Consider the following 14362-nt stretch of genomic DNA (forward strand, 5'->3'; position numbering starts at 1 on the left):
ACCGCCCAACCATGAGACACACGATGCTGAAGCCGATTCCGGCCGTCCTGCTTGGCCTCGCTGCCCTCGGATCCGCCACGGGGCTCGCCCCGGCGCGTGCGGCCGACCTGCCGCTCCGCCAGAGCCCGCCACCGCTTCCCCTCCCGCCGGCCTTCACCTGGACAGGATTCTATCTCGGCGTGAATGCGGGCTACGGCCTGCGCGGCGCGCCGAGCAGCTTCACCGACGCGACCTACGGCAGCGTCAGCCAGGGCTCGCGCGACCGGGGCGGCTTCCTCGGCGGCGCCCAGGCGGGCTACAATTACCAGTTCACGCCGGGTTCGGGCGTCGTGGTCGGCGTCGAGACCGACATCCAGGGCACGGCCTTCGCCAGGGCCGACGCGGCCTATCTCGGCACCACTCCCTATTACAGCGTGCGCCCGAGCCTCGATTACTTCGGCACGGTGCGGGGCCGCGTCGGCTACGCCTTCGACCGGGTGCTGATCTACGGCACCGGCGGCTTCGCCTACGGGGGCGGCTCGACCGCGTCCGACGCCTCGGCCTATTCCGGCACGCGGCCGGGCACGACCAGCACCGGCTACGCGGTCGGCGGCGGGCTCGAATACGCCTTCACCGACAAGCTCTCCGCCAGGATCGAGGCGCTCTACGTCAACCTGCGCCAGCGCGCCTCGGGCACGGCGACCTACGACGCCACGATCCCGGCCTATTACGGCCTCGGCCGCGTCGATCCCGGCTTCGCGGTGGTGCGGGTGGGCCTGAACTACCGGTTCTGAGGTCGCCGGCACGGCTTCGTGTGCGGTGCGGTGCGGATCGGTTGCCGCAGCGCGGCCGTGACCCATCTTGGCGGGCGAAGGGGCCTCTCAACCGTAACGAGAGGACCTGTCCGGAAGGACCCGCCTTGACTGCTCCTCTCCTCGACCGCCTCCTTGCGGCCACCCGCGTCGCGGCCGTTGCCGCCATGGCGGCCGGCGCGGTCACGACGACCGCGCCGGCCGCCGCGCAGGACCTGCCCAGGATCGATACGGCCCGTGGCGCCCTGCTGATCCACGGCAACTTCTGCGGACCGGGCAATCGCGGACCGGGCTACCCACCGATCGACGCCCTCGACGTCGCCTGCATGCATCACGATGCCTGCACGCCGCCGCCGGGGGATCTTCCGCACTGCGCCTGCCACGATCGCCTGCACGTGGAGGCGGGCCGCGTCGCCCTCGACCCGGCGGCCCCGCGGTCGATCCGTGACAAGGCGAAGTTCGTCTCGGACGGCGCCCTGTTGCTGCCCTGCCTCGACTGAGGCGGAACCCGGGGCGCGCCGATCGGGCGCCGGCCCCGGGATGCCGGCCCGGCTGGCCTCAGGCCGCGTCGGTGGCGGCCGGCTTCGGGCCGCCCTTGGCGACGCCCACGAGGGCGGGGCGCAGGACCCGGTCACCGATGATGTAGCCGGACTGCACCACCTGCACGACGGTGCCGGTCGGCACCTCGGGGTCCGGCACCTCGAACATCGCCTGATGCCGGTTCGGGTCGAAGCGCTGGCCCTGCGGCTCGATCAGCTTCACGCCGTGGCGCTCCAGCGTCTTGGTGAGGTCGCGCTCGGTCAGCTCGATGCCGTCGAGGAGCCCCTTGAGGGCGCCGTCCGCGCCCGCGCGGCTCTCGGCCGGCACGCTCTCGACGGCGCGGCGGACGTTGTCCGCCGTGTTGAGCATGTCGCGGGCGAAGTTCGTCACCGCGTAGGTGCGGGCGTCGGCCACCTCGCGCTCGGTGCGCCGGCGCAGGTTCTCCATCTCGGCAAGGGTGCGCAGGACCCGGTCCTTGAGTTCGTCGCGCTCGGCCATGAGGGCGGCCAGGGCCTCGGCGCCCGGCTGCGGCTCTGGCGCGGCCCCGGCCTGCCCGGCGCCGTTCGCGCCGCCGCGGTCCTCCCGCTGCTCCTCATGCTCCATGTCGTTGCCCATCATTGCGATTCTGTCGTCCGGAATGGTCAGGGGGGTCGGCGCTGATATCAGGCGGCGGAGCCGTGAAATCAACCCGCGCCGCGCGCCGGAACGGGCCGCCGCTGCGGCAGGACCAGGACCGCGGCCGCCGATTTCCGCGGAACGACCCGGAAGGACGACCGGTTGGGAGGTCCGGATCCGCCGCCGGGCCGCCCGGCCGGATCACGACACCCACGACCGGACACGCGCACGGCAGGAAACGGGGACCATCGCCTTGACCCCGGGCATCACCGCCCTGCGCACCACCCTCCTGGCCCTCGCGCGCCTCGGCGGCACCGCCGGCGCCGCCCTCGCAGAGGGCGGCGCCCCGAGCAGCGGCCAGGGCGGCGGCGCCAGCACGAGCTCCGGCAATCAGGTCGGCAGCGAGACGAACCCCTCGGCGAATACCGGCCGCTGAGCCGGGCCGCCGGACGGTCTGGGCGAGGGGTGGTGCGCCCCTCGCCGGATCACGCCTCCCGCGGCGGCGGGGCGATCACCAGGGCCTCGAGGCCCTCCGCCTTGAGGGCGGCGACGTCCCCCGCGAACACTTCCATCACCGTGCTGCGGATCGTGGCCTGCCGGTCGGGCTGGGTCACGCGGGTGCCCGTGAGGTCCGTGACGTAGAAGACGTCCACCGCCCGCTCGCCGAAGGTCGCCACGTGGGCCGAGGTGATGTTGAGGGAGAGGCGGCTCAGCGCCGTCGTCAGCTCGTAGAGCAGACCCGGCCGGTCGAGGCCGGTGATCTCGATGACGGTTTCGCGGCTCGACAGGGCGTTGTCGATGAAGACGTCGGGCGGAACCGGGAAGGTCTTGGCGCGGGCGCTCGTCGGCGGGTGCTTGTCGGCCACGAGCTCGGCGATCTTGATCTCGCCCTTCAGCGCCTTCTCGATCGCCGCCGTGATGCGCTTGGCGCGGCGCATCTCGTCCTCGTCGCGCTCGAAGGCGCGGGAGACGAAGATCGAATCGAGGGCGAAGCCGTCCGTCGTCGTGTAGATCTGCGCGTCGACGATGTTGCCGCCCGCCGCCGCGCAGGCGCCGGTCACGATGGCGAGCAGCCGCGGGTGGTCGGGGGAGTAGACCGTCAGCTCGGTGACGCCCCGCACCGGGTCGGTCTCGACCTCGGTGCCGACGGTGCGGCCGTCCTCGGTCAGGCGCTTGATGAAGCCCGCATTCTTGAACTGGCGCAACGCCTCGACCTTGAGCCAGTAGGCCTGGTTGTGACGGGCCGCGTAGGCATCGAACGCCTCCGAGCCCCAGTCGGTCAGCTGCTCGCGCAGGGCCATCTGGATCAGGCGCACCCGGTCGGTGCGGGCGATCTCGGAATGGCCGCCCGAGAGCACGACCTCGGTCTCGTCGTAGAGGGTTCGGATCAGGGTGCCCTTCCAGGCGGTCCAGACGCCCGGCCCCACCGCCGTGATGTCGGCCACCGTCAGGATGGCAAGGAGGCGCAGCCGCTCCAGGGTCTGCACCACCCCGGCGAACTTCTCGATGGTCTTCGGGTCCGACAGGTCGCGGCTCTGGGCCGTCATCGACATCAGCAGGTGATGCTCGACGAGCCAGGCCACCGTCTCGGTCTCGGACTGATTGAGGCCGAAGCGCGGGCCCAGCCGCTCGGCGATGGCCGCGCCCGCGATGGAGTGGTCCTCCGGGCGCCCCTTGGCGATGTCGTGCAGCAGGATCGCGACGTAGAGCGCCGTGCGGTTGTGGATCGTGCCGATCAGGCGCGAGACCAGGGGGAATTCCTCGTCGACGCGGCCGGAATCGATCGCCGCCAGCACGCCGATCGAGCGCAGCAGGTGCTCGTCCACCGTGAAGTGGTGGTACATGTTGAACTGCATCATCGCGACGATGCGGCCGAAATCCGGGATGAAGCGGCCGAGCACCCCCGCCTCGTTCATCTGCCGCAGGATGGTCTCGGGGGAGTTCTTCGAGGTCAGGATGTCGAGGAAGAGGCGGTTCGCCTCCGTGTCCGAGCGCAGGGAATGCCCGATCAGCCGGAGGCTCCGGTTGGCGAGGCGCTTGGCGTCCGGGTGGATCGCGAGGTTGTGCCGGTCGGCGAGCCAGAACAGCCGGATCAGGTTGACGGGATCGCGCTCGAAGGCGTCCTCGGCCCGCAGGTTCACCCGACCGTGGTCGAGCCAGAAATCCTCCGCCTCGATGGCGGTGGCGCGGAAGCGGTCGCGGAAGCGGCCGATCCAGCGGTCGAGCACCGGGGTGCGCTTGGCGTGGCGCGCCTCGAGTTCCGAGCAGACGATGGCGGTGAGGTCGCCCACGTCCTTGGCGATCAGGAAATAGGCCTTCATGAAGCGCTCGACGCCGGACAGGCCGCCCCGCGCCCCGTAGCCGATGCGCTCGGCGATCCGGGGCTGCAGGCCGAAGGACAGGCGCTCCTCGGACCGGCCCGTGACGAAGTGCATGTGGCAGCGCACCCGCCACAGGAACTCCTCGCAGCGCTCGAACAGGCGGTACTCCTCCGCGGTGAACAGCCCGGCCGCCACGAGCTCCACCTGATCGCGGACCCGGTAGGTATATTTCGCGATCCAGAACAGGGTGTTGAGGTCGCGCAGCCCCCCCTTGCCGTCCTTGACGTTCGGCTCGACGAGGTAGCGCGAGGCGCCGGCCTTGGCGACGCGGGCGTCCCGCTCGCGCAGCTTCGCCTCGACGAACTCGTGGGCGGTCCCGATCACGAGCTCCATGTCGAAGCGCGTCACCATCTCCTCGAACAGGCTGCGCGTGCCGAAGATGAAGCGGGCCTCGAGGAGCGCGGTGCGGATCGTCATGTCCGCGCGGGCCTCGCGCAGGCACTCCTCCACCGAGCGGGTGGCGTGGCCGACCTTCACCTTGAGGTCCCACAGCACGTAGAGCATCGCCTCGACGACGCTCTCCGACCAGGCGGTCTGCTTGTAGGGCAGCAGGAACAGGAGATCGATGTCCGAGCCCGGCGCCATCGTGCCCCGGCCGTAGCCGCCGGTGGCGACCACGGCGAGCTGCTCGCCGGTGGACGGGTTGTCGTTCGGGTAGAGGCGCCAGACCACCGCGTCGTGGATCGCCTTGACGAGGGCGTCCGTGAGGCTGCTGATCGCGCGCGCGCAGGCAATGCCGTCGCGATCCTTCAGCAGGCGCTTCTCGGCCTCCTTGTGGCCGCGCTCCAGAACCTTGCGCAGTTCGGGGACCAGCACGGCGCGCAGTTTCGTCGGCTCGCGGGCCTCGCGGTCGAGATTGTCCAGAACCTTGTCGAAGGCTGCTACGGCGTCAAACATCCTTCCCCCGTAGCATGTTACGCTCAGGCTGCCAGGGGGCGGGCGCGACACGGCGTCGTGACCATCACGAGCATCCCCGGCGCGTTCTCTTCCGCGGAAAATTCGTTTGACTTAAAGAACGCGACTGCCTAGCTCATAGGCGCCGGCGCCAGGGAGAGCGGGCGGCTGAATGGGAGGTTTCCATGACGTTGCGCCTCGACCGCCGGATTTTCGCCGGGACCGTCCTGGGAATCCTCGCCTGCGGGACGCTCGCGCTCTCCGGCGCCGCCCCGGTCCGCGCCGCCGACGTCCAGGAAATCCGCCTCGACTGGGCGACCTACAACCCCGTCAGCCTCGTCCTGAAGGAGAAGGGCTTCCTCGAGGAGGCGCTGAAGCCGCAGGGCATCAAGGTGCGCTGGACGCAATCGCTCGGCTCCAACAAGGCGCTGGAATTCCTCAACGGCGGCGCCATCGATTTCGGCTCCTCGGCGGGGGCCGCGGCGCTGCTCGCGCGCATCAACGGCAATCCGATCAAGGCCGTCTACGCCTTCTCGCGGCCGGAATGGACCGCGCTCGTCACCCGCAAGGACACGGGGATCGCCAAGGTCGCGGACCTCAAGGGCAAGCGCATCGCGGTGACGCGCGGCACCGACCCGCACATCTTCCTGATCCGCGCGCTCCAGGGCGCCGGGCTCACCGAGAAGGATGCCAAGCTCGTCCTGCTGCAGCATCCGGACGGCCGCACCGCCCTCGACCGGGGCGACGTCGATGCCTGGGCCGGCCTCGACCCGATGATGGCCGCGGCCGAGATCGAGAACAACGACGTCCTGTTCTTCCGCGATCCGGCCGCCAACACCTGGGGCGTGCTCGACGTGCGCGAGGATTTCGCCACGGCGCATCCCGAACTCGTCAGGCTCGTGATCGCCGCCTACGAGCAGGCCCGGACCTACGCGCTCAAGAACCCCGAGGCCCTGAAGGCCGCGCTGGTGGCGGCCACGAAGCTGCCCGAGCCCGTCATCGCCCGGCAGATCGAGCGCACGGACCTCAGCCAGCCCGCCATCGGCCCGACCCAGGCCGAGGCGATCCGGGCGGCGGGCGCCGCCCTGCAGCAGGCCGGCGTGATCGCGGCCGACACCAACGTGCAGGCCGCCGTCGACGGGCTGATCGACCCGCAATTCAATCCGGCGCCCGCGCGCTGACGGGGTCCCGGACGGCCGCATGAGCGCACCGACCCTGACGCAGACGGCCCCGCAGACGCCGGCCCCCGCCACGCCGGCCTCCCCGGTGCCCGCGGCCCCGCGCCGGACGGCCGGCCTCGGCCGGGGCCTGCGCCTCGCCCTCGGGCTGGTGCTGCCGCTGGTCCTCGCGGTCGGCTGGGAATGGGCGGTCCGCTCCGGCCTCGCGCCGGGACGCCTGCTGCCGCCGCCGAGCCGGATCGGCGCCACGCTCTACGGCCTCGCGGCCTCCGGCGAGCTGACGACGCACGTGGCGGCGACGCTCCTGCGCGTCGGCCTCGGCTTCGCCTTCGGGGCGGTGGCGGGCATCCTGGTCGGGGCGCTCACCGGAACCCTGCCGCTCGCGCGCGATCTCCTCGACCCGAGCCTGCAGGCGTTGCGGGCGGTGCCGTCCCTCGCCTGGGTGCCCCTGTTCATCCTCTGGCTCGGGATCCTGGAGACGCCGAAGGTGGCGCTCATCGCGGTCGGCGTGTTCTTCCCCGTCTATATCGGGGTGGCGGGCGCCATCGCGTCGGTGGACCGCAAGCTCGTCGAGGTGGGGCGCATCTTCCGCCTCTCGAAGCTGGCGCTCGCGCGGCGCATCCTGCTGCCGGCCGTGCTGCCCGCGACCCTGGTGGCCCTGCGCACCGGCCTCGGCCTCGGCTTCCTGTTCGTGGTGGCGGCGGAGCTGATGGGGGCGTCCGAGGGGTTGGGCTACCTGCTCGTCGACGGCCAGCAATTCAGCAAGCCGGACCAGATCCTCGCCGCCATCATCGCCTTCGCGGTGCTGGGCAAGCTCGCCGACGCGCTGCTCGTCGCGCTGACGCGGCCCCTCGCCCGCTGGCAGGACACGGCCCGGGAGACGTTGTAGCGGGTGGGCCCCGCTCAGGCCTCGCCCTCGTCCGCCGCCTCGGCGGAATCGGACTTCGCCTCGGCCTCGCGGCGCGGCTGCGAACCGCGCGCGCCCTCGACCGGCGGGAACAGCTCCGCGAGCCCGGCGGCGATTCCGTACAGGACCGGGTCCGAAGCCGGCCCGGTGCGGGGTGGATCGAGATCGCTCCGAAACATGAACCCGTACCTTCCCCCCGCGGCGCGCCTTCCTCGTTGCCGCTCGCTTCCGGTAATCCGAGGGGCAGCCCCCGGGCTGCCGTGCAAGGGGGTTAATGCAATGGCGGGCTTTTCGTTTCACGCGAATGTCGCAGGCCGGAGGACCGCCTCAGCCGCGCCGGCGCAGGACCGTCCGGGTGCTCGGGATCGCGCAGGCCGCGGGCTCGACGCGCAGCACCACGCCGCTCGGGCAGAGGGCCTGACAGCCCAGGGCGGCGTCGATCTGGTTGCGCCCGCAGGCTTGCGCGAAGCAGAACCGGCCGAGATCCTCGCAGACGGCCGCGAAGCGCCCCGCCGCGGGCCCGCCGCCGAGATCGGCGGCACCCGCGGGGAGCGCGGCCGCCCCGGCCAGCGCCATCCCGAGCGCGGCGAGGCGGCGGCGGATCGGGTTCGGGAAAGGGGTCACGGCCGCAACGTCTCCGATCGACATTCGCTCAAGCCTGTAGCATCGGGCGGGGCCGACACCCTATGCCATTCCCGTGACACGCCTTCGCCGGATGCGAAGCGCAGGGCGGAGCCGGACGCGTGCTGACGATCGAGGACCTCTCCAAGACCTACGCGGACGGCACGCAGGCGCTCTCCGGCATCGGCCTCGACGTGCCGGCGGGCGAGATCGTCGCGCTGATCGGCGGCTCGGGCTGCGGCAAGACCACCCTGCTGCGCCTCGTGGCCGGGCTCGACCGGGCGAGCGCGGGCACGATCCGGCTCGACGGCGAGCCGATCGCGGCCCCCCATCCGGGGGTCGGCCTGGTGTTCCAGGAGCCGCGCCTGCTGCCCTGGCTCAGCGTCGCCGGCAACGTCGCCTTCGGGCTCGCCGACCTGCCCCGGGCCGAGCGGCGCGCCCGCGTCGCCCACGCGCTGGAGCGGGTGGGCCTCGCCGAGCATGCCGGGCGCTGGCCGCGGGAGCTCTCGGGCGGGCAGCAGCAGCGCGTCTCGATCGCCCGCGCCTTCGTGGCGAACCCGCGGGTGCTCCTCCTCGACGAGCCGTTCTCGGCGCTCGACGCCTTCACCCGGCGCGACCTCCACGGGCACCTGCTCGCCCTGTGGGCGGAGACGCGCCCGACGGTGCTCATCGTCACGCACGATGTCGGCGAGGCGGTGGCGCTGGCCGACCGGGCCGTGGTGATGCGCCCGAAGCCCGGGCGCCTCGACGACGCCGTCGCGCTGCCGCTCCCCCGCCCGCGCGACCCGGCCGCGCCCCAGAGCGAGGCCGCCACCCGGACGATCCTCGCCGCCCTCGACCGCTCGCTGCGCCCGGCCGAGGCGGCGCCCGTCAACGCGAACTGGTGGTAGTGACTGGTCTCGCGGGCGGCTCGGCTGGCCGAAGCCGGACAGTCACGCTAGATCGCGACGCACGACCCATCATCAACGAGGAAACGCCCATGGACGCCACCGCCCTGCGCGCCCTTCAGGCTCCCCTGAAGGACCAGTACCGCAACACCCCGGATTCCGCCGTCATCACCCTCAGGGCCAAGGGCTCCCTCGACGACACCGGCATCGCCTGCAAGGTCGAGACCGGCCGGGCGCTCGCCGTGGCGGGGCTGCATCCGGCCACCGGCGGCTCGGGGGCGGAACTGTGCTCGGGCGACATGCTGCTTGAGGCTCTGGTGGCCTGCGCGGGCGTGACCCTGAAGGCGGTCGCCACCGCCCTGGAGATCCCGCTGCGCGCCGGCACCGTCTCGGCCGAGGGCGACCTCGATTTCCGCGGGACGCTCGGGGTCGACAAGGAGGCGCCCGTGGGCTTCCGCGCCATCCGCCTGGCCTTCGCCCTCGACACCGACGCCCCCCAGGAGAAGCTCGACCAGCTCCTCAAGCTGACGGAGCGCTACTGCGTGGTGTTCCAGACCCTCAACCACAAGCCGGAACTCGCGGTCAGCGCGACCAAGGGCTGAAGACCGCGACCCGGGCGGGGCGGCGCGCATGGCCGCCCCCGCTGATCCCTCCGCGCGCCGCCCGAGCGGCGCGCGGGTCTTGTCGTGGCGCGCCTCAGACCATCGCGGGCTTGGCGTGGACCGGCGCGGCCGAGAGCCCGAGCCAGTTCCGGCGCATCGGCTTCAGCACGAAATAGGCGAGGATGGCGGTCAGCAGGTCGAGGCCGATCGCGATCGAGAAGACCGGGATCCAGTTGCCGGCCGAATCGTGGATCAGCGCTGCGACCGGGCCGCCGAGGAGCGAGCCGACGCCCTGCGCCATGTAGAGGAAGCCGTAATTCGTGGTGGCGTGCTTGGTCCCGAAGGTGTCGGTGAGGATCGAGGGGAACAGCGAGAAGATCTCGCCCCAGGCGAAGAACACCACCCCGGACAAGAGCGCGAACGCGTAGGCGTTCTGGCGATAATAGAGCAGCAGGCAGATCGCCAGGGCCTCGCCGGCGAAGGCGATCGCCATCGTCTGCTCACGACCGATATGGTCCGAGACCCAGCCGAAGAAAGGTCGGGTCAGGCCGTTGGTGATGCGGTCGAAGGTGAGGGCGAAGGGCAGCGCCGCGAAGCCGAACACCAGGGCGTCGGCGACGCCGAACTCGCGGGCGAAGCTCGCGAAGTTCGCCACCACCATCAGGCCGCCCGTCGACATCATCGCCATCATGCCGAACATCAGCCAGAACAGGGGCGTGCGCAGCATCGCCTTCGGGGCGGTGTCCTCAGCCGCGGCGATGATCCGGGCTTCCGGCAGCGCCGGCAGTTCACTGGGCTCCGGGGCACGCAGGCCGAGCGCCGCCAGCACGCCGACGCCGCCCAGGATGCAGCCGAACACGAGCAGGGTGTGGCGGAAATCCGTGGCCGCCATCAGGTCGGTGATCGGGAAGGTGGTGATCATCGCGCCCATGCCGTAGCCGGCCGCGACCACGCCCACCGCGAAGCCCCGGCGGTCCGGGAACCAGCGCACCATCAGGCCGACGATGCCCACGTAGACGATGCCGGTGCCGAGGCCGCAGAGAAGCCCGTAGGTGGCGTAGAGGGAAAACAGGCTCTCGGCGTAGGAGGCCGCGACCCAGCCGAGGCCGCTCAGCGCCGCGCCGATCGCGATCATCAGCTTGGCGCTGAAGCGCTCGATCAGCCAGCCCTGCACCGGCGAGAAGAAGGTCTGCAGCACGATCACCAGCGTGAAGGTGATCTGCACCGCGGCGAGCGAGGCGCCGGTGCTCGTCTGGAAGGGTTTGACGAACAGGGTCCAGACATATTGCGGGCTCGAGATCGTCATCATCACGACGAGCCCGAGCAGAAGCTGCACCCATCGGCGGCGTTGATGAATCTTATCCATTACGGTCTCCAGCGACCATAGACCTTGAGCAATAATTGTGCCGTCATGGCACCAAAGGCGAAGCTTAAGCAAAACACAAAAGGACTAACCAAGCGTCCTCTTCTAAGATCGCTTGCTCGACTGAATACGTTCCGAAATGCTCGACTCAGGCACGGAGCTCACAGGCCCAGCGCGCCGCCGTCCGAGCGGGGATCGTGCATCGCCTCGATGCGGCCGTTGCCGGGGTGGCGCACGAGCATGCCGGCATGGCCGAGCGAGTCGATATAGGCGCCGCCGAGCTCCTCGATCTCGTGGCCCATGCGCCGCAGGGCCGCGATGCAGCCCGAGTCGAAGCGGTCCTCGACCTTCACGGTCAGGGATTCGGCGCCCCAGGTCCGCCCGTAGAGCAGGCGCGGCGCGTCCACGGCCTCCGCCGGGCTCATGCCGTAATCCGCATAGCGCGTGAACACCTGCGCCTGAAATTGCGGCTGCCCGTCGCCGCCCATGCTGCCATAGGCCGTCACCCTGCCGTCATCGAAGGCAGCGAGCGCCGGAATCAGGGTGTGGAAGGGCCGCCGCCCCGGCTCCAGGGGGTTCACCGCCTGGGGGTCGAGGGAGAACGACATGCCGCGGTTCTGCCAGTGGATGCCGGTTCCGGGCAGGACCATGCCGGAGCCGTATTCCCAGTAGATCGACTGGATGTAGGAGACGGCCATCCCGTCCCCGTCGATCACGCCCATCCAGACCGTGTCACCCTCGCCCGGGTTGCGCAGGGGCAGGCTCGCGGCGCGGGTCATGTCGATGGCCGCCGCCTCGCGGGCGACGCTCTCGGGCGTGAGGACGCGCGCGGGGTCGGTCCGCAGGCGGTCGAAATCCGTCACCACCCGGTCGCGGATCGCGAAGGCGCGCTTCGTCGCCTCGATCAGCCCGTGGTAATACGCGGCCGTCTCGGGCGCGCGGATGTTGAGCCGGTCGACGATGCCGAGGATCAGCAGCGCGGCGAGCCCCTGGGTCGGCGGCGGGAAATTGTAGATCGTGGCGTCGCGCCGCCGGATCGACAGGGCCTGGCGCTCGCGGGGCCCGTAGGCCTCGAGATCGGCCCGGGTCACGGGGGCGCCGAGGCGCTCGAGATCGGCGGCGATCTCGCGGCCGATATCGCCCCGGTAGAAGTCGTCGAGCCCCGCATGGGCGAGCTGCTCGAGGGTCGCGGCCAGCGCCGGCAGACGCCGCGTCTCGCCGGCGGGCCAGGGCTTGCCGTCCTTCAGGAAGGTCGCGGCGAAGTTCGGCGCGTCGTGCAGGGTGTCGAGTTCCTTCGGGACGTAGCGCGCCTCGGAGGGCGAGACCGGGCAGCCCTCGCGAGCGTGCCGGATCGCGTCGGCGAGGAGCGTGTCGAGGGGCAGCCGCCCGCCCAGCGCCCGGGCGAGCTCGCGGGCGAGCGCCCAGCCGCCGATGGCGCCCGCCACCGTCACGGCCGCGTCGGGTCCGCGCGCGGGAATCGCGTCGTAGCCCCTCTCGCGGTAGCGCTCCCGCGTCGCGAGGCGCCCGGCCGGGCCGCAGGCCTCGATGCCGCGCACGCGCCCGCTCGCCTCGCGCACCAGCCAGAAGCCGTCGCCGCCGATGCCGTTCATGTGCGGGTAGGCCACCGCGATCGCCGCCGCCATGGCGATCATGGCCTCGATGGCGTTGCCGCCCTGCGCCAGCACGGTCTGGCCGGCCTGCGCCGCGAGGCTGTGGGGTGCGGCGACGGCGGCTGAGGAGAAGGTCGGGGTCTCGGGCATGGGGATCCGCTCGCAAGGCTCGAACCGCCGATGGCTTACGGGAGGCGGACCCGGTCTGCAAAGGGGCGGGCGACCGCCCGGCCGCGCGGTCACAAGCGCGTGAATCCGCCCGCTATCCCCGCTGAAATAACCTGAGAGAAATTTATACGGATTACTATTACCTCAGGTTTGATAAAGGGTGGGTCGACGCTCTCCCACGCAACGGTTGCCCATGTCCGGGACGCTCTATTTCGGCGACAATCTCGACGTCCTGCGCGAGCACGTGGCCGAGGCCAGCGTCGACCTGATCTATCTCGACCCGCCCTTCAACTCGAAGGCCACCTACGCGATCCTGTTCCGCTCCCCCGATGGCAGCAAGAGCTCCTCGCAGATCAAGGCCTTCGAGGACACGTGGTCGTGGAACGACAGCTCCGAGCGGGCCTTCGACGACGTCATGGGCGCGGGCCGCACGGAGGTGGCGAACCTGCTCCGCTCCATGCGCCAGTTCCTCGGCGACAACGACATGATGGCCTACCTCGCCATGATGTCGGTGCGCTGCCTCGACCTGCACCGGGTCCTGAAGCCGACGGGCTCGCTCTATCTCCACTGCGACCCCACCGCGAGCCACTATCTCAAGCTCATCCTCGACGCGGTGTTCGGGGTGAGGCAGTTCCGCAACGAGATCGTCTGGCGGCGCACCCGCGGTCATTACGACCGCAAGCTCGCCAAGTTCGGGGCCGTCCACGACACGATCCTGTACTACAGCAAGTCGGACGCGCGCCGGTTCAACCCGATCCTGCTGGAGCGCGAGGGCGCCGCCCCGAAGACCCACGACCTCTTCGTTCACACCGACGGCAAGCTCTACCGGAAGGGCGATTGCCGCGCGCCCGGCAACCGCGGGCCGCTCTACGACTGGAACGGCCACAGCTTCCACTGGCGTTTCTCACCAGAGGAGCGCGACCGGCTGATCGCGGAGGGGCGCATCGTCTATACGCGCAGCGGCATGCCGCGGGTGCTGCGCCCACTCGGCAACGGACGCGGTACGCCGCTCCAGGACATCTGGACCGACATCGACGCCCTCAACTCGGGTTCGGCCGAGATCCTGGGCTACCCGACCCAGAAGCCCGTGGCCCTGCTCGAGCGCATCATCGCCGCCTCGTCCGAGCCCGGGGACGTGGTGCTCGATCCCTTCTGCGGCTGCGGCACGGCGGTCCACGCCGCGCAGAAGCTGCGCCGGCAATGGATCGGCATCGATGTGACGCCGCTCGCCATCAACCTGATCGCGCGCCGCCTCGGCGAGGCCTTTCCGTCGGTCCTGTTCAACGTCCGGGGCATCCCGCGCGACATGGACGGCGCGCGGGAGCTGGCGCTGCGGGACAAGCACCTGTTTCAGCTCTGGTGCGTCGACCTCGTCGACGCCCAACCCTACCGCGACGGGCGCAAGGGCGCCGACGGGGGCATTGACGGGCTGATCTACTTCAAGCCGGACGGGGGCAGCACGCGGGCCGTGATCGTCTCGGTGAAGGGGGGCGCGCATGTGGGCGTCGGGCAGATCAAAGACCTGCACGCCACGATGATCCGCGCGCAGGAGCCCATGGGGCTGTTCGTGACGCTGACGCCGCCGACGCGGCCGATGGAGCGCGAAGCCGCCGCCGCCGGCCTCTACGATGCCGGCCATCACCGGGTGCCGCGCATCCAGATCCTGACCATCGCGCAATTGCTGCAGGGCCTGCGTCCCAAGATTCCCTTCGGGCACAGCCTGAGCTTCAAGAAGACGGCGCGGGAGCGGGATCGGGCGGCGCAGGCGCGCCTCGACCTCGATTGAGGCCTGCGCGGGCCGCATC

Annotated in this window: 14 protein-coding genes; 8 read left to right on the top strand and 6 right to left on the bottom strand. The window is 71.1% G+C overall.

Translation table 11 applies throughout. The features are described 5' to 3' along the window. Positions 1–23: 23 nt before the first annotated feature. Entirely contained in the window at positions 24–773 is a 750-nt protein-coding gene (locus F6X51_RS02300) for an outer membrane protein (RefSeq protein ID WP_150961599.1), read from the top strand. 125 nt (positions 774–898) lie between these two features. Further along, positions 899–1291, top strand: coding sequence for a hypothetical protein (locus tag F6X51_RS02305; protein WP_246696574.1), 393 nt, complete (start codon positions 899–901; stop codon positions 1289–1291). A gap of 58 nt (positions 1292–1349) precedes the next feature. Here the strand turns inward: F6X51_RS02305 and grpE are convergent, their stop codons facing one another. Next, positions 1350–1949 carry a nucleotide exchange factor GrpE gene (gene grpE / locus F6X51_RS02310; RefSeq protein WP_150961600.1) on the bottom strand — a complete coding sequence of 200 codons (600 nt, stop codon included), beginning with the start codon at positions 1947–1949 and terminating at the stop codon, positions 1350–1352. 250 nt (positions 1950–2199) lie between these two features. Here grpE and F6X51_RS02315 point away from each other — a divergent pair, with 250 nt between their 5' ends. After that, the gene (locus F6X51_RS02315; protein ID WP_150961601.1) at positions 2200–2382 is read left to right on the top strand and encodes a hypothetical protein; all 183 of its coding nucleotides are present in this window, start codon (positions 2200–2202) and stop codon (positions 2380–2382) included. Between the two features lie 49 nt (positions 2383–2431). Here F6X51_RS02315 and F6X51_RS02320 read toward each other — a convergent pair whose 3' ends face one another. Further along, a complete protein-coding gene (locus tag F6X51_RS02320; protein ID WP_150961602.1) occupies positions 2432–5224 on the bottom strand; it encodes a [protein-PII] uridylyltransferase in 2793 nt (930 codons plus the stop codon). A 182-nt stretch (positions 5225–5406) separates the two neighbouring features. Here F6X51_RS02320 and F6X51_RS02325 point away from each other — a divergent pair, with 182 nt between their 5' ends. Beyond that, positions 5407–6402: an aliphatic sulfonate ABC transporter substrate-binding protein gene (locus F6X51_RS02325; protein WP_150961603.1), complete on the top strand. Its 996-nt coding sequence runs from the start codon at positions 5407–5409 to the stop codon at positions 6400–6402. 19 nt (positions 6403–6421) lie between these two features. After that, positions 6422–7288, top strand: coding sequence for an ABC transporter permease (locus F6X51_RS02330; protein WP_150961604.1), 867 nt, complete (start codon positions 6422–6424; stop codon positions 7286–7288). 14 nt (positions 7289–7302) lie between these two features. On the opposite strand, the gene F6X51_RS02335 is transcribed toward F6X51_RS02330, so the two are convergent. Further along, positions 7303–7485, bottom strand: coding sequence for a hypothetical protein (locus F6X51_RS02335; RefSeq protein WP_150961605.1), 183 nt, complete (start codon positions 7483–7485; stop codon positions 7303–7305). A gap of 148 nt (positions 7486–7633) precedes the next feature. Then, the gene (locus F6X51_RS02340; protein ID WP_246696575.1) at positions 7634–7930 is read right to left on the bottom strand and encodes a hypothetical protein; all 297 of its coding nucleotides are present in this window, start codon (positions 7928–7930) and stop codon (positions 7634–7636) included. Between the two features lie 119 nt (positions 7931–8049). On the opposite strand from F6X51_RS02340, the gene F6X51_RS02345 reads away from it, so the two are divergent. Further along, positions 8050–8817, top strand: a complete 768-nt coding sequence (locus tag F6X51_RS02345; RefSeq protein ID WP_150961606.1) for an ABC transporter ATP-binding protein — start codon at positions 8050–8052, stop codon at positions 8815–8817. 89 nt (positions 8818–8906) lie between these two features. Beyond that, on the top strand, positions 8907–9416 hold the full coding sequence (locus F6X51_RS02350) for an OsmC family protein (protein ID WP_150961607.1): 510 nt from the start codon (positions 8907–8909) through the stop codon (positions 9414–9416). Between the two features lie 94 nt (positions 9417–9510). On the opposite strand, the gene oxlT is transcribed toward F6X51_RS02350, so the two are convergent. Together oxlT and F6X51_RS02360 are read right to left on the bottom strand one after the other, a co-directional pair. Next, positions 9511–10782, bottom strand: a complete 1272-nt coding sequence (gene oxlT / locus F6X51_RS02355) for an oxalate/formate MFS antiporter (RefSeq protein WP_150961608.1) — start codon at positions 10780–10782, stop codon at positions 9511–9513. A 158-nt stretch (positions 10783–10940) separates the two neighbouring features. Next, the gene (locus F6X51_RS02360; protein ID WP_150961609.1) at positions 10941–12539 is read right to left on the bottom strand and encodes a gamma-glutamyltransferase family protein; all 1599 of its coding nucleotides are present in this window, start codon (positions 12537–12539) and stop codon (positions 10941–10943) included. A gap of 211 nt (positions 12540–12750) precedes the next feature. On the opposite strand from F6X51_RS02360, the gene F6X51_RS02365 reads away from it, so the two are divergent. Beyond that, positions 12751–14343 (top strand): DNA methyltransferase, encoded by a 1593-nt coding sequence (locus F6X51_RS02365; protein ID WP_150961610.1) that lies wholly within the window; start codon positions 12751–12753, stop codon positions 14341–14343. Positions 14344–14362 lie beyond the last annotated feature (19 nt).

The sequence above is a fragment of the Methylobacterium planeticum genome (assembly GCF_008806345.1).
Taxonomy (GTDB): Bacteria; Pseudomonadota; Alphaproteobacteria; order Rhizobiales; family Beijerinckiaceae; genus Methylobacterium; species Methylobacterium planeticum.